Source organism: Aquitalea sp. USM4, assembly GCF_004328945.1.
Classification (GTDB): domain Bacteria; phylum Pseudomonadota; class Gammaproteobacteria; order Burkholderiales; family Chromobacteriaceae; genus Aquitalea; species Aquitalea pelogenes.
In genome coordinates, this window is record NZ_CP029539.1 from 2241850 (window position 1) to 2256079 (window position 14230).

Genomic DNA, 14230 nt, shown 5'->3' on the forward strand with positions numbered 1-14230 from the left:
AATACCCTATTCATATTAATGTCTTTAAGCTGTCATTTAAATTGATTAGTTTACAAAGAAAATGGCAGCAAGTTTAACGGGTTTACCCTGGTGAATAGTCGGTGTATGGTGGCCCCCTTTTGTCTTTTGGCCCACGCCGTCCAGTGGGCAGGTAGTAGCCCGGTTAGGCTGCCGCCAGGATGCAGATCAACAGGAAATCCAGATGTCTTTGAAGCAACGCCTGCTCGCCTTTGTCGCACTACTGTTAGTGATTGTCATTACTCTTCTGGCAGTCTTGTCTTACCAACGCATGCGCGCAGAAATCATCGTCGGGGTGCGTCATGAGCTGGACGCCGCTATGCTGGGAAACCGCAGTGCCTTGGCCAACTGGCTGGGCCAGCGCAAGGATGCGGTGGAGGCCACGGCGACATCGCTGCTGGATACTGGTGACATCCTGCCCCAATTGCAGGAAGGCAAGACGGCAGGCCGCTTCGACCAGCTGTTTGCCGGTTATGCCGACAAACGCATGGTTTACCAGCTGGCCGACAAGCATGCGCCGGAAGGTTACGACCCGACTTCCCGCCCCTGGTACAAGCAGGCGGCCAGTGCCGGCGGCAGCATCGTGACCGAGCCTTATGTGTTTGCCAGCACCAAGAAGCTGGGGGTGACCGTGGCTCATCCCTTGCTGCGCAACCAGCAGTTGCTGGGTGTGGTGGGCGGCGACATTTCGCTGGAAGGCATCATCAGCCTGGTGCAGGGCATCAAACTGCGGGGCGATGGCTACGCTTTTCTCGCCACCCGCAGTGGCAAGATCGTGGCGCACCCTGCTGCCGACAGTACGCTCAAGCCGGTGGCGGAGGTAATGCCAGGCCTGGATGCCGCCCTGCTGCAGCAGGCCGATGCCGGCAGCAAGCTGGAGGAGCTGCAAATCGGTGGCCGCACGGTATATCTGCAACTGTCGCCGGTGCCCGGTTCTGACTGGGTGCTGGGCAGCGTGGTGGACAAGGACGTCATCCTGGCGCCGTTGCAGGGCTTGCTGATTACGCTGGTGGTGGCCGGTGTGCTGTGCGGCGTGCTTGCCATCGCACTGGCACAGCTGGTACTCACCCGTCTGCTGCGCGGACTGATGCGCTTGCGTGATGCCTTGCTGGAGATTTCCAGCGGCCATGCCGACCTTACCCACCAGCTGCATGTCGGACAGCAGGATGAAATCGGCCAGACCGCGGAAGCATTCAACCGCTTTGTGGCCAGCCTGCGCCGCATGTTCATTGATGTGCGCGAGCATGCGATTGCACTCAATGGCGAACTGGACAGCCTGCAACAGGTCACCCACACCGTGGCGCGCCAGTCCGAGCGGCAGTCGGAGGTATCCAGCGCCGCCGCTGCCACCATCGAGCAGATCACCGTCAGCATCAATCACATTGCCGACAATGCGGCCATGGCGGAACAAGCGGCCAGTGAGACCGGCACCACCTCGGCCCATTCCGCCCAGGCGGTCGGCCGTCTGGCCGACGATATTGCCAATATCGCCGAGGAAGTAGGGCATTTGGGGACGGCACTCAATGCACTGGGTGAACGTTCCGGGCAGATGAATACCATTATCGGTGTGATCCGCGACATTGCCGACCAAACCAACCTGCTGGCACTGAACGCCGCCATCGAGGCCGCACGCGCTGGTGAGGCTGGCCGCGGCTTTGCCGTGGTGGCCGATGAAGTGCGCAAGCTGGCTGAGCGCACCGCCAAGGCGACCGTGGAAATCGGCCAGCTTATCGATGCCACCCATGGTGACATCCATACCGCACTGGGCGACATGGCTGATACCCAGCGTTCGGTGGCCAGTGGCGTGGCAGCGTCGCGCACGGTGGCGCAGGACATGTCGGGCATTCAGGGGCGGATTGCCGAGGTTGTGGCAGGTATTCACGACATTGCCGATTCAACGCGTGAGCAGTCGGTGGCCACCACGGAAATGGCACGCGCCTCGGAGCAGGCCAACCGCGCTACCATCGAAACCGATCAGGCGGTGCAAGGTGCCATGCAAACCGTCAGCCAGCTGCACCAGCTGTCGGCCGATTTGCAAGCCATGGTGGCCCAGTTCCGGCTGTAAGCCGGCGGCCTGTGTGGCACAAGCCAGATCGCGGTTGCATCGTCTCGGCCTAGTCCTTAGACTGTCGCTTTTGCGACGTTTATTTACACAAGGAAGTACAGCATGATCAAGGTGGGCATCGTCGGCGGTACCGGTTACACCGGTGTCGAACTGTTGCGTCTTCTGGCCGGGCATCCCGGTGCCGAGGTGGTGGCCGTTACCTCGCGCAAGGAAGCAGGCATGAAAGTGGCCGAGATGTTCCCCAGCCTGCGCGGTCGCGTGGATGTGGCCTTCTCCACCCCGGATGAAACCCCGCTGGAGCAGTGCGACGTGGTGTTTTTTGCCACCCCGCACGGCGTGGCCATGGCCCAAGCGCGTGAACTGCTGGCAGCCGGCGTCAAGGTGATCGACCTGGCGGCGGATTTCCGCCTGAAAGACCCTGCCGTATTCCAGCAATGGTATGCGATGGAGCACAGCTGTACCGACCTGCTGGCCGAAGCCGTTTACGGCCTGCCGGAAGTCAACCGCGATGCCATCCGCGCAGCGCGTCTGGTGGGTATGGCCGGTTGCTATCCCACTTCGGTACAACTGGGCCTGCTGCCGCTGCTGGAGGGCGGCAAACAGCTGATCGACACCCAGACGCTGATTGCCGACTGCAAATCCGGCGTGTCCGGTGCCGGTCGCAAGGCCGAGGTTGGCGCGCTGCTGGCCGAAGCCGGTGACAACTTCAAGGCCTATGCCGTGAAGGGCCATCGTCATTCGCCGGAAATCGAGCAGGGCTTGTCCGCCATTCATGGCGGCCCGGTCAAGCTGACCTTCGTACCGCACCTGACCCCGATGATTCGCGGTATTCATTCCACCATCTACGCCCGCATCAAGCCCGAGGCGCTGGATACCGATTTCCAGACCCTGTTCGAGCAGCGCTATGCCGGTGAGCATTTCGTCGACGTGCTGCCGGCCGGCAGTCACCCGGAAACCCGCAGCGTGCGCGGTTCCAACACCGTGCGCATTGCCGTGCATCGTCCGGGCAACGGTGATCTGCTGATCATCCTGGTGGTGGAAGACAATCTGGTGAAAGGCGCGTCCGGTCAGGCGGTGCAAACCATGAACCTGATGTTCGGCCAGCCGGAAAACGCCGGTCTGGACATTGTTCCGCTGCTGCCGTGATGCGGGAGTGATTGAATATTGGCCATTCGCCCTGATATCCGACTAAAATAGTAGGTGAATGGCTGCGAGGCCGAAATCGATTTGCGAGGTGAACCATGTCCGAGACTACCGAAATGCCGTCCCCGATCAACTTTACCGACAGCGCCTGCAACAAGGTGCTGGACCTGATCGCGGAAGAGGGCAATCCTGACCTGAAACTGCGTGTGTTCGTGACTGGTGGTGGCTGCTCCGGCTTCCAGTACGGTTTTACATTTGACGAAATCGCCAATGAGGACGATACCGCTATAGAGAGAGACGGTGTCACTTTCCTGGTCGACCCGATGAGCTACCAGTATCTGGTGGGTGCGGAGATCGACTATCAGGAAAGCCTGGAAGGCTCCCAGTTTGTCATTCGTAACCCGAATGCCACCACCACCTGCGGTTGTGGTTCTTCCTTCTCGGTGTAAACCGGCGGGCAGACAAACAGGAGTAGAATGAAAACCCGGACTCAGTCCGGGTTTTTTTGTATCGGGGGAAACAAGATGAATAAACTGCCACCACTGGTGTTGCCCAAGGTTGAATTCAACCGTGAATTCAGTTTCAGCGATGCGGACTTCGAGCGTATTCGCAAACTGATTTACAAGGAAGCCGGTATTTCGCTGAACCCGTCCAAGAAGGACATGGTGTACGGCCGCCTGGTAAGACGCATCCGTGAGCTGAAGCTGGCCACTTTTGCCGCCTACGTGGATTATCTCGAGTCGGTCTCCGGCAAGCGCGAGTTCGAGCAGTTTGTGAATGCCCTCACCACCAACCTCACCTTCTTTTTCCGCGAAGAACATCATTTCCCGATTCTGGCGGAACACCTGAAGCAAAGGGCGGCGGCAGGTGCCAGTGAGCTGTCCATCTGGTGCGCGGCATCCTCCACCGGTGAAGAGCCGTATTCGCTGGCCATTACCGCGCTGGAGGCCTTCCCGCTGTCCGGCAAGCCTGCCATCAGCATCATGGCGACCGATCTGGATACCAGCGTGCTGGAAACCGGCCGCAAGGGTATTTATCCGGAAGACAAGATTGCCCGCCTGCCGCCCGGTCATGCCCACAAGTATTTCGACAAATTGCCGGATGGCACCTATCAGGCCAAGGCGGTGCTGCGCAATATGATTACCTTCCAGCGCCTGAACCTGATCGAAAACAACTGGGCGCTGCGCAAGCAGTTCGATGCCATTTTCTGCCGCAATGTGATGATTTATTTCGATCGCGACACCCAGTTTGCCGTGCTGAAAAAGTTTGCCCCGCTACTCAAGCCTGACGGCCTGCTGTTTGTCGGCCACTCGGAAAACTTCTATTTCGCCTCGGACTACTTCCAGCTGCGCGGCAAGACGGTGTATCAGCACACACCGAAAAAGTAGCGTTTCCCCCATTGAGCCCTGCTGCGCTGCGGCGTAGTATCCGGGGTCTCAATCGGCTGAGCCGGACGGGCAAGCATGACTTGCCCGTTGTCACGTCTGCTGGAGTCAACATGAAGGTAGCTGTGCTGGGATCGGGCGTGGTGGGGGTGTCCACCGCCTGGTTTCTGGCCCGTGCAGGGCATGAGGTAGTGGTGCTGGACCGCGCCAGCGGGCCGGCGCGTGAAACCAGTTTCGCCAATGGCGGGCAAATCTCCGTCAGCCAGTCCGAGCCCTGGGCCAACCCGGCCGCCCCCTGGCAAATCCTGCAGTGGCTATTGCGCGACGATGCCCCGCTATTGTTCCGCCTGCGGCTGGACCCGGCCCAGTGGCGCTGGTGCTGGCAGTTCCTGCTGGAATGCCGTGGCAGCCGTGCCGAACGCAATATGCGCCAGATGCTGGCGCTGGGCCGCTACAGCCGCGATACCCTGCAAATGCTGCGCGCCGAACTGAATCTGGATTACCAGCAGCAGACGCGTGGCATCGTGTCCTTGTTTCATACCCAGCGCCAGCTGGACGAGGCCGCCCATGTGGCCGCGCAAATGCGCGAGCTGGGCATGGACAAGCACATCATCAGCCGTGAAGAACTGGCGCGCATCGAGCCGGCACTGGCTGGCATTGCTCCCACGCTGGCCGGTGCCAGCTACTGCCCGTCGGACGAATCCGGCGATGTCCACCTGTATACCTGCGCCATGGCTGAGCATGCAGCGCGTGCCGGGGTGGAGTTCCGTTTCAATACCCGCATCAATGCGCTGGAAACTGACAATGGCCGCATCAGCGGCGTGTCGGTCAATCTGCCAGAAGGCAATTACCGCCGTGTGACTGCCGACGCCTACGTGCTGGCGCTGGGCAGTTACTCGCCTTTGCTGGCGGCCCCGTTGGGGCTGCGCCTGCCCATCTATCCGTGGAAGGGCTATTCCGCCACCTTGCCCTTGCGCGACCCGGCCACGGCCCCGCTGGCCAGTATTACCGACGAAGCCTACAAGGTGGTGATTTCCCGTCTGGGCTCGCGCCTGCGCATTGCCGGGACGGCAGAGCTGGCCGGTTACTCCAGCAGCCTGAATGCGGTGCGCTGTCAGGCCTTGATCAAGCGTGGCCAGGCCTTGATGCCGGAGGTGGCCGACTGGGATGCCGCCGAGTTCTGGAGCGGCTTGCGCCCGGCTACGCCCGGCAATGTGCCGCTGATCGGTCGCAGCCGCTATGCCAATCTCTACTTTAATACCGGGCACGGCACGCTGGGCTGGACCGAAGGCGCGGGCAGCGGCAGGGCGCTGGCGGAAATCATCAGCGGCCGCACTCCGCCGATTGATTTTGCCTTTCAGGGTGTTTGATCCGGCGCAGCGGGTAGCACGGCAGCAATGCTAAAATGCCGGCCTGGATTATTTCATTTTCTAACTGGAGTCGGACCATGCGTATCGGAACCCCGCACAGCGCCACTGCGCTGCGTGTCATGCTGCTGGGCAGCGGCGAGCTGGGCAAGGAAGTTGTCATTGCATTGCAGCGCCTGGGGGTGGAAACCATTGCGGTTGACCGCTACGCCGGTGCTCCGGCCATGCAGGTTGCGCACAGCAGCCATGTTATCAATATGTCGGATGCCGCCGCGCTACGCGCGCTGGTGGAGCAGGTGCGCCCGCATCTGATCGTGCCGGAAATCGAAGCCATTGCTACCGAAGAGCTGCTGCGCATCGAGGCCGATGGTCTGGCCGAGGTGATCCCCACCGCCCGTGCCACCAACCTCACCATGAACCGCGAAGGCATTCGCTGTCTGGCGGCGGACGAGCTGGGCCTGCCCACTTCGCCGTTTGCCTTTGCTTCCTCGCTGGACGAATTGCAGCAGGCCATCGACGCCGGCATCGGCTACCCCTGCCTGGTGAAGCCGGTGATGTCCTCCAGTGGCAAGGGCCAGTCGCTGCTACGTGGGCCGGATGATGTGGCCAAAGCCTGGGAATATGCCGTCAGTGCCGGCCGTGTGGACAAGGGCCGGGTGATTGTCGAAGGTTTCATCGACTTCGATTACGAAATCACCCAGCTCACCGTACGTGCCAGCGATGGTCAGGGCGGTATTGCCACCCACTTCTGCGACCCCATCGGCCATCTGCAAAAGAACGGCGACTACGTGGAGAGCTGGCAGCCGCAGCCGATGAGCGAACTGGCACTGCTGCGCGCCCGTGAAATGGCCAAGGCCGTGACCGATGCACTGGGCGGACGTGGCCTGTTCGGGGTGGAGCTGTTCGTCAAGGGCGATCAGGTATGGTTCTCCGAAGTCAGCCCACGCCCGCACGATACCGGGCTAGTGACACTGGCTACCCAGCGCTTCTCCGAATTCGAACTGCATGCGCGCGCCATTCTGGGCTTGCCGGTGGATGCCAGCCTGCGCAGTGCCGGTGCCTCTGCAGTGATTTACGGTGGCATGGAAGAGCAGGGCATTGCCTTTGAAGGCGTGGCCGAAGCACTGGAGGTGCCGGGTGCCGACCTGCGCCTGTTCGGCAAGCCGGAAAGCTTTGTCCGCCGTCGCATGGGCGTGGCGGTGGCCCAGGCGGATGATGTGGCCACTGCGCGTGAGCGTGCCTTGCTGGCCGCTTCGCTGGTCAAGCCGGTAAAGGACTGAGCCATGCAGGAAATGACGCCATACGAGCTGATGGGTGGTGAAGGCGTGGTGCGCTGGCTCACCAACCGCTTCTACGACATCATGGATAGCGACCCTTCGGTCAAGGTGCTGCGCGACATGCACCCGGCTGATCTGGCCGGTTCGCGGGAAAAGCTGTTCATGTTCCTGTCCGGCTGGCTGGGTGGACCGGGCTTGTATATGGAAAAGTTTGGCCATCCGCGCCTGCGCATGCGTCACATGCCGTTTGCCGTGGATGGGGAAATGCGCGACCAGTGGATGCAGTGCATGACCCAGGCAGTGAACGAACTGCTGGTGGAAGACTGGCTCAAGGCCAAGCTGCTGGAGGCCTTCTATAACACCGCAGACTTCATGCGCAATCAGGAAGAGTAAGCGCCGGTCTGATTCAGCGTAACCGGATAACCCTCTGCACGGTCATTGCCGGCAGAGGGTTTTTGTTTATCTGTTGTCGGGCAACGGCGGAATGGAATAAGTACCTGTGACATGGGCCACCGGCTCGTCACTGCCCGCGGAATACAGCAGCACCTCGCCCACGGCCAGGCGCTTGCCCAGCTTGAGGATGCGGCCTTCGGCAATCACATCTTCCTGCGGTGGCTTGCGCAGGAAATTGATATTCAGGCTGGTCGTCACCGCCAGTTCCACCTTGCCTATCATGCCCAGTACTACGGCATAGAGGGTGGCATCGGCCAGTGCCATCAGGGCCGGGCCGGCAATGGTGCCACCGGGGCGGATCAGGTCGGGGTTGAAGTGCATGCGCATGCGGGCGGTGCCATGGGCAATGTCCTCGGTACGCATGCCAAACAGCTTGACCAGCGGCAGTTCGCTGTCGATCAAGGCCTGGAACTCTGCAACGCTGATCTGGCTCATGGTTTGCTCTGGTGATGGCAGGGCACCATGGTGCATGACCGTTACGTTAACGTCAATTTGCCGCCATCATCCATGACCTGATGGCGGCCAGGGCAATCTGTAGTGCAGTTCTCAGCGCGGACGGTGACCACGCTCGATCAGCACGCCAACGCGGCGCACACCGGGCAGAATGCCCAGCTTGGTGACGGAAACCTGCACCCAGGGTGCGCCAAAGTCTTCGCGAATCACCTTGGCGATATATTCCGCCAGCGCTTCCAGTAGCAGGAAGTGCTGTTCCGACAGTGCCTTGCGCAAGCGTTCCACCACCACGCCATAGTGAATGGTGTCGCCGATATTGTCGGTGTGGCAGGGCACTTCACTGGGAATGCCGATTTCCAGGTCGATTTCGATGGTTTGCGGATTTTTCCGCTCCCACTCATAAACACCGATAATGGTGTCGGCGCGTACTTCGCGCAGGAAAATGATGTCCATTGCTATGCCGGGAGTTGGGCTTTGTCGCCCGATACCGTAAAATCCGAAGCCTTCTATTCTAATGGATACACCATGACCACGACAGCATTTGCCTTCATTGTTGCGGCCTACCTGCTGGGCTCGCTGTCTTTTGCCGTGATCGTGAGCAAGGCCATGGGCATGGCCGACCCGCGCAGCTACGGCTCGGGCAACCCCGGCGCCACCAATGTCCTGCGTACCGGCAAGAAACTGGCCGCCGTGCTGACCCTGCTGGGCGATGGGGCCAAGGGCTGGGTGGCGGTGGCGCTGACGGCCTGGTTCGGCCCGCAATATGGACTGGGTGAGCAGGCCATTGCCATGTCGGCACTGGCGGTGCTGATCGGCCACATGTGGCCGGTATTCTTCGGCTTCAAGGGCGGCAAGGGTGTGGCCACCGCAGTGGGCGTGCTGTTCGGTTTCAATATCTGGCTGGCACTGGCGGCCATTGCCACCTGGCTGTTCATGGCTTTTGTGGTGAAGATTTCCTCGCTGTCCGCCATCGTGGCCTGCGTGATGGTGCCGGTATACGCCTACTTCATCGTGCAGCCGTCCTCGCCGTATTTTGGCACCTGCATCATCATTGCCATCCTGGTGATTCACCGCCACAAATCCAATCTGATCAAGCTGCTGACCGGGCAGGAAGGCAAGATTGGCGAGAAGGCCGAGAAAAAGGGCAATTAGTCGCTTGCCGTCAAACTAAAAAGCCACCGCATGCGGTGGCTTTTTTTGCAGCCTTTGGCCATCAGCCGTCTGACAGCACCTTCACATGGGCGGTTACGCTGCGTGCCAGCGAGGACAAGTCATAGCCGCCCTCCAGTACCGAGACGATGCGGCCATCGGCATACTGGTCGGCAATCTGCATCAGGTGGCGGGTCACCCACTCGTAGTCGGCCTCCACCAGCCCCAGTGAGCCCATGTCATCCTCGCGGTGGGCATCAAACCCGGCAGAGATAAAGATCATCTGCGGCTGGAAGTCGTGCAGGCTGGGCAGCCACACGTTTTCCACCACTTCGCGGAATTCCCGCCCGGTGCTGCCGGCCTTGAGCGGTACATTCACCATGTTCGGCCCTACCGGGTTGTCACCGCAGTAAGGGTAGAAGGGGTGCTGGAAGATGGACACCATCATCACGCGCGGGTCGTCACGGAAGATGTCTTCGGTGCCGTTGCCGTGATGCACGTCGAAGTCGATCACTGCAATCCGCTCGAACTTGTAGGTGGACAGCGCATGGGCAATGCCGACGGCGATATTGTTGAAGAAGCAGAAGCCCATCGCCTTGTCGTGTTCGGCATGGTGGCCCGGCGGACGAATGGCACAGAAGGCATTGGGTGCCTTGTCCTCGCACACCATTTCCACCGCCTTGATCACCGCGCCGGCGGCGCGACGTGCGGCAGGCAGGGTGCCCGGTGCCATTGCGGTGTCCGGGTCCATGCGAAAGGTGCCAACCGATGGCGCACAGGCCTCGATGTATTCCACATAGCGTGGCGGGTGCACCCGGGCCAATTGCTGCTCGGTGACCTCCGGTGCTTCCACCTCATGCAGGCTGTCGTAAATCTGTGCGGCCATCAGTTGATCCTTGATGGCAACCAGGCGTTCCGGGCATTCCGGGTGGCCCACCCCCATATTGTGCTGCAGGCAGACAGAATGGGTGATGTAGGCAGTGAGTCCGTTTCTCTGTAGACGGTTTTTGAGCCAAGTTAACACGAGCGTTTCCTTGTTGCGTACGATTGTTTGCGTACAATGGACGCGAGTTTTATCTTTATGTATTTTCGATAAATACTGCGCGCAACCGGGTCCAAATGCAATCACTCAGCCTTGCCTATCGTCAACTGAACACGCTTATCCTGGGGAAGTCCCGTGCCGTCCGGCTGGCGCTGACCTGCCTGATCGCCCGGGGCCACCTGCTGATCGAGGACGTGCCCGGCGTGGGGAAAACCACGCTGGCCCATGGCCTGGCTGCGGTACTGGGCCTGCATTACCAGCGGGTGCAATTCACCAGCGATTTGCTGCCGGCCGACATCCTCGGCGTCAATATCTACCAGCGTGAAACCGGCAGCTTCCGCTTTCACCAGGGACCGGTGTTCAGCCAGCTGTTATTGGCCGATGAAATCAACCGTGCCTCGCCCAAGGTGCAATCTGCCTTGCTGGAAGCCATGGAAGAGCGTCAGGTCTCGATTGATGGTGAAAGTCATCCGCTGCCCCAGCCGTTTTTTGTGATTGCCACCCAGAACCCGTCCGAGCAGCTGGGGACTTTTCCGCTGCCGGAGTCGCAGCTGGACCGTTTCCTGATGCGCATTTCCCTTGGCTATCCGGCGGCCGATGCCGAGCGGGCACTGCTGCTGGGACAAGACCGGCGCAGCCTGCTGGCAGACATGACCCCCTGCTTGCAGGGCGATGGTTTGTTGCAACTGCAGCAGAAGGCAGCCGCGCTGACCGTCACGGCTGATCTGGCTGATTATGTGCTGGCGCTGTTGCAGGCCACCCGGCAGGAAAGCAGTTTCCTGAGCGGCCTGAGTCCGCGGGCTGGCCTGGCCTTGCTGTCGGCGGCCAGGGCATGGGCGATGCTGGAAGGGCGTGACCATGTATTGCCGGAAGATGTGAAAGCGATTTTCCCGGCAGTGGCCGGCCATCGTCTGGGTTTGACCGGGGATGCCACGGCCAGCCTCACTGCCTTGCTCGACCATGTTGCCATTCCGTAAGCGCCTGCGTAGCTGGTGGTGGCGACGCCTGCCGCTGGAGAAAGAATGTCGGCTGAGCCAGCGGCGCATCTATCTGTTGCCCACCCGTTTTGGCTTGCTGCTGTTGGCCGTGGCCGCTGCGGTGTGGGTGGGCGCGCTCAATTACGCGGTCAGCCTGGCTTACGGGCTGGCATTCTGGATCATCAGCCTGTTGTTGCTTGCCGTGCTGATGGCCTACCGGCAATTGGCCGGCCTGCAATTACAGGTGGAAGCCGGGGAAAACACTTTTCTTGGCCAGGTGGCCAACTGCCGCCTGTCGCTGATCAATCAGGCCGGTGTGGAGCGACAAATACATCTGTGGGCAGAAGAAGGAGAAAGCGCTGTACATTGCCAGCTACCGGCGGGTGGCCAGCAGTCGGTCAGCATTCCGCTGTTGCTCAATCGGCGTGGGCCGCATGCTTATCCGGTGCTGCAAATATGGAGCACGGCGCCTTTTGGCCTGATTCGTGCTTTTTCCTGGTGGCGTCCGTACGCCACTGTGCTGGCCTACCCACACCCTTTGCCAGACCGCATTCGTCATGCTGATGACTTGCAAACGGGCAAAGGGCGCAGCCGGGGTGAAGACGAGGAGGACTTTTCCCATCTGGCTGAATATCAGGCGGGCGATACGCCACGCCAGATTGCCTGGAGCATGCTGGCGCGGCGCGATGTATTGGCCAGCAAACGCTTTGTCAGTCAGCCGCGTGGCCATGCCGTGCACGAGCTGGCCTGGCAGGATTACCCGGCAGCACTGGATGTGGAAACCCGGCTATCCCGTTTGTGCTGGCGCCTGTTGCAGTGCGAGAAGGCCGGCCAACGCTATCGCGTGCGTTTGCCCGATACGGTGATCGAACCGCAGGCAGGTCAACGGGAAAGGGCATTGGCCGCGCTGGCCAACTGCTCACTGCCATCATGAAACATTCTTTGTTCCGCCCCGCAGAAATGGCGGTGCTACTGGCCGTGGCGCTGGTCATCGTCCCCTTGTTGTTCTATCTGCCGTTCTGGTTACCGGCCCTGGTCGAGCTCATGCTGTTGCTGCGCGCATGCCTGCTGCTGCGCCAGTCCCGCCTGCCCGGTTTGGCTGTGCTTCTGCCCTTGCTGGTGTTGGCAGCGGCTGGTGTATGGCTGAATCTGAATACCTTGATTGGCCGGGAAGGTGGGGCGGCATTGTTGATCCTGCTCTTGGGCTTCAAGGTGTTTGAGTCCCGCCAGCAGCGTGACTGGCAGGTCGTCCTGGCGCTGGGGTTCTTCCTGAGCGCCATCCCCTTGTTATTCGATCAGAGCCCCTGGTCCGCGTTGTGGCTGGTCATCAGCCTGCTCGCCTTGACCTGGGCCATGTTGCGACTGGCCGGGGATATTCCATCAGGCAGTGCCCGCACCGCGGTACAAGCCTTGTTGCTGTCCTTGCCGCTGATGCTGGTGTTGTTTGTGGTGATGCCGCGCTTGCCCGGCCCCTTGTGGAGCATGCCGCACGATAGTCATACCGCACAGACCGGCCTGTCCGACAGCATGGAACCAGGCAGTATCAGCCAGCTGGTGCAACGTGAGGATGCCGCATTTTCCGTGGTGTTTGCCGGCCAGGCACCCGCCGTCAGCCAGATGTATTGGCGCATCATGATCCTGGACGATTTTGATGGCCGTCGCTGGCAGAACGTACATGGCTTGCAACAAGAGACTGTGCAATTGCAAGGCGGTCAGCTGATTCCTTACCGTCTGACCGGCAAGCCTGCCCGCTCCCGGCTCCCCTTGCTGGAGTACCCTTTGCAAGCACCCAGAGGCGGCGTGCTGGAGCCGGGCCGCCTATTGCGTCTGGCCAGCGACAGCGATGACACGGTGCGCATCGATGCTGCCAGCCTGCTTGGCAGTCATTACCGCCAGTCTCTGAGCCAGAGCGATCAGGATTTCTACCGCCGCCTGCCGCCGGGCAATCCGGCCAGTCGGCAGCTGGCGATGCAATGGCGCATGCAAAGTCAGGATGATGCCGGTTTCGTGCACGAGGCCCTGCTGCATTTTCGCCTGAATGGCTATCGCTATACCTTGACTCCGCCCTTGCTCGAAGGCGACAACTCGACGGATGCCTTCCTGTTTTCCAGCCGCCAGGGCTTTTGCGAGCATTACGCCTCGGCCTTTGCATTTCTGGCACGGGCTGCTGGCATTCCGGCCCGGGTAGTCACCGGTTACCAGGGCGCGCAGTTCAACCCGGTAGGCCGGTTCTGGCAAGTCCGCTCATCGGATGCGCATGCCTGGGTCGAAGTATGGTTGAAGGAAAGCGGTGAGTGGCTGCGGGTCGATCCGACGGCGGCGGTTGCGCCACAACGGGTCAGCGATGGTGTCAGCCAAAGCATTCCCTCATTGCAGCCTGCCATGCCCTTGATGGGCAGTCGTATCCCTGGCTGGTTGCTGCCGCTGCAGCAAAGCTGGCAGGCTGCCGGCTTTGCCTGGCAGCAGTGGGTGGTGGGCTACGATGCCACCCGACAGCTCAATCTGTACCGTCTGCTGGGCCTTGGTGAGGCGGTGGATGCCGCAGCCGTCTTGCGCGCATTGCTGTTAGGTGGTGCTCTGGGTCTGTTACCATTGTTGTGGTGGTGGCGCAGGCGACCCGCGATGGCACCATTGCAAGTGGGCCGCAACTTGTTGGTGGCTGCATTGCAGTGTCACGGCATCACGATTCTGCCCAGTGACGGGCCGCTGGACATGCTGAACAAGGCTGCGCATCTGCCAAAGGACGTGCGTGTCCTGCTCAAGCAATTGCTCAAGGAGTATGCCGCCATGCGTTATCGGCATGCTGAATTGCCTGCCAGGCAAGTGCAGGCCTGGCTCGGACAAGTGCGCCGTTTTGCGCAGCAGGCTCGCAAACAAAGGCGGCACCGCTGAGTGAATGTG

Annotated in this window: 14 protein-coding genes; 11 read left to right on the forward strand and 3 right to left on the reverse strand. The window is 60.8% G+C overall.

Annotated features, from left to right (window positions below; all coding sequences use genetic code 11):
• Window positions 1-202 precede the first annotated feature (202 nt).
• The 7 genes from DKK66_RS10440 to DKK66_RS10470 all read left to right on the forward strand — a co-directional run bounded on the left by DKK66_RS10440 (window position 203) and on the right by DKK66_RS10470 (window position 7648).
• Window positions 203-2083 (forward strand): methyl-accepting chemotaxis protein, encoded by a 1881-nt coding sequence (locus DKK66_RS10440; RefSeq protein ID WP_131357819.1) that lies wholly within the window; start codon window positions 203-205, stop codon window positions 2081-2083.
• Between the two features lie 102 nt (window positions 2084-2185).
• Window positions 2186-3229, forward strand: coding sequence for an N-acetyl-gamma-glutamyl-phosphate reductase (gene argC / locus DKK66_RS10445; protein WP_045846618.1), 1044 nt, complete (start codon window positions 2186-2188; stop codon window positions 3227-3229).
• A gap of 95 nt (window positions 3230-3324) precedes the next feature.
• Window positions 3325-3675 (forward strand): iron-sulfur cluster insertion protein ErpA, encoded by a 351-nt coding sequence (gene erpA, locus DKK66_RS10450; protein WP_045846617.1) that lies wholly within the window; start codon window positions 3325-3327, stop codon window positions 3673-3675.
• 75 nt (window positions 3676-3750) lie between these two features.
• Window positions 3751-4614 (forward strand): CheR family methyltransferase, encoded by an 864-nt coding sequence (locus tag DKK66_RS10455; RefSeq protein WP_062789092.1) that lies wholly within the window; start codon window positions 3751-3753, stop codon window positions 4612-4614.
• A 110-nt stretch (window positions 4615-4724) separates the two neighbouring features.
• The gene (locus tag DKK66_RS10460) at window positions 4725-5981 is read left to right on the forward strand and encodes a D-amino acid dehydrogenase (RefSeq protein ID WP_045846615.1); all 1257 of its coding nucleotides are present in this window, start codon (window positions 4725-4727) and stop codon (window positions 5979-5981) included.
• Window positions 5982-6058: 77 nt separating this feature from the next.
• Complete coding sequence (purT, locus tag DKK66_RS10465; protein ID WP_131357822.1) at window positions 6059-7258, forward strand: formate-dependent phosphoribosylglycinamide formyltransferase; 1200 nt, start codon at window positions 6059-6061, stop codon at window positions 7256-7258.
• A 3-nt stretch (window positions 7259-7261) separates the two neighbouring features.
• Complete coding sequence (locus tag DKK66_RS10470) at window positions 7262-7648, forward strand: group II truncated hemoglobin (RefSeq protein WP_045846613.1); 387 nt, start codon at window positions 7262-7264, stop codon at window positions 7646-7648.
• 66 nt (window positions 7649-7714) lie between these two features.
• Here DKK66_RS10470 and DKK66_RS10475 read toward each other — a convergent pair whose 3' ends face one another.
• On the reverse strand, window positions 7715-8143 hold the full coding sequence (locus DKK66_RS10475) for a PaaI family thioesterase (protein ID WP_045846612.1): 429 nt from the start codon (window positions 8141-8143) through the stop codon (window positions 7715-7717).
• Between the two features lie 111 nt (window positions 8144-8254).
• Window positions 8255-8614 carry a dihydroneopterin aldolase gene (locus tag DKK66_RS10480; protein ID WP_045846611.1) on the reverse strand — a complete coding sequence of 120 codons (360 nt, stop codon included), beginning with the start codon at window positions 8612-8614 and terminating at the stop codon, window positions 8255-8257.
• 72 nt (window positions 8615-8686) lie between these two features.
• On the opposite strand from DKK66_RS10480, the gene plsY reads away from it, so the two are divergent.
• A complete protein-coding gene (gene plsY / locus DKK66_RS10485) occupies window positions 8687-9313 on the forward strand; it encodes a glycerol-3-phosphate 1-O-acyltransferase PlsY (RefSeq protein ID WP_062789095.1) in 627 nt (208 codons plus the stop codon).
• A 61-nt stretch (window positions 9314-9374) separates the two neighbouring features.
• Here the strand turns inward: plsY and DKK66_RS10490 are convergent, their stop codons facing one another.
• Window positions 9375-10334, reverse strand: coding sequence for a histone deacetylase family protein (locus DKK66_RS10490; RefSeq protein ID WP_045846609.1), 960 nt, complete (start codon window positions 10332-10334; stop codon window positions 9375-9377).
• A gap of 95 nt (window positions 10335-10429) precedes the next feature.
• On the opposite strand from DKK66_RS10490, the gene DKK66_RS10495 reads away from it, so the two are divergent.
• Genes DKK66_RS10495 through DKK66_RS10505 form a run of 3 tightly spaced genes read left to right on the forward strand, consistent with a single transcriptional unit; the run spans window position 10430 to window position 14221 of the window.
• Window positions 10430-11329 carry a MoxR family ATPase gene (locus DKK66_RS10495; protein ID WP_131357825.1) on the forward strand — a complete coding sequence of 300 codons (900 nt, stop codon included), beginning with the start codon at window positions 10430-10432 and terminating at the stop codon, window positions 11327-11329.
• Window positions 11313-12263 (forward strand): DUF58 domain-containing protein, encoded by a 951-nt coding sequence (locus DKK66_RS10500; protein ID WP_242673474.1) that lies wholly within the window; start codon window positions 11313-11315, stop codon window positions 12261-12263. The genes DKK66_RS10495 and DKK66_RS10500 overlap by 17 nt, the downstream gene beginning before the upstream one ends.
• Complete coding sequence (locus DKK66_RS10505) at window positions 12260-14221, forward strand: DUF3488 and transglutaminase-like domain-containing protein (RefSeq protein WP_131357828.1); 1962 nt, start codon at window positions 12260-12262, stop codon at window positions 14219-14221. Before DKK66_RS10500 ends, DKK66_RS10505 begins: the two co-directional genes overlap by 4 nt.
• The last annotated feature ends 9 nt before the right edge of the window (window positions 14222-14230 follow it).

What these genes read in the sequence shown, in the direction of transcription:
- DKK66_RS10495 (WP_131357825.1), top strand. Translation starts at nt 10,430, where the DNA reads ATGCAATCACTCAGCCTTGCCTATCGTCAACTGAACACGCTTATCCTG.
- DKK66_RS10500 (WP_242673474.1), top strand. Translation starts at nt 11,313, where the DNA reads ATGTTGCCATTCCGTAAGCGCCTGCGTAGCTGGTGGTGGCGACGCCTG.
- DKK66_RS10470 (WP_045846613.1), top strand. Translation starts at nt 7,262, where the DNA reads ATGCAGGAAATGACGCCATACGAGCTGATGGGTGGTGAAGGCGTGGTG.
- DKK66_RS10455 (WP_062789092.1), top strand. Translation starts at nt 3,751, where the DNA reads ATGAATAAACTGCCACCACTGGTGTTGCCCAAGGTTGAATTCAACCGT.
- DKK66_RS10440 (WP_131357819.1), top strand. Translation starts at nt 203, where the DNA reads ATGTCTTTGAAGCAACGCCTGCTCGCCTTTGTCGCACTACTGTTAGTG.
- purT (WP_131357822.1), top strand. Translation starts at nt 6,059, where the DNA reads ATGCGTATCGGAACCCCGCACAGCGCCACTGCGCTGCGTGTCATGCTG.
- DKK66_RS10505 (WP_131357828.1), top strand. Translation starts at nt 12,260, where the DNA reads ATGAAACATTCTTTGTTCCGCCCCGCAGAAATGGCGGTGCTACTGGCC.
- plsY (WP_062789095.1), top strand. Translation starts at nt 8,687, where the DNA reads ATGACCACGACAGCATTTGCCTTCATTGTTGCGGCCTACCTGCTGGGC.
- argC (WP_045846618.1), top strand. Translation starts at nt 2,186, where the DNA reads ATGATCAAGGTGGGCATCGTCGGCGGTACCGGTTACACCGGTGTCGAA.
- DKK66_RS10460 (WP_045846615.1), top strand. Translation starts at nt 4,725, where the DNA reads ATGAAGGTAGCTGTGCTGGGATCGGGCGTGGTGGGGGTGTCCACCGCC.
- DKK66_RS10480 (WP_045846611.1), bottom strand. Translation starts at nt 8,614, where the DNA reads ATGGACATCATTTTCCTGCGCGAAGTACGCGCCGACACCATTATCGGT.
- DKK66_RS10475 (WP_045846612.1), bottom strand. Translation starts at nt 8,143, where the DNA reads ATGAGCCAGATCAGCGTTGCAGAGTTCCAGGCCTTGATCGACAGCGAA.
- erpA (WP_045846617.1), top strand. Translation starts at nt 3,325, where the DNA reads ATGTCCGAGACTACCGAAATGCCGTCCCCGATCAACTTTACCGACAGC.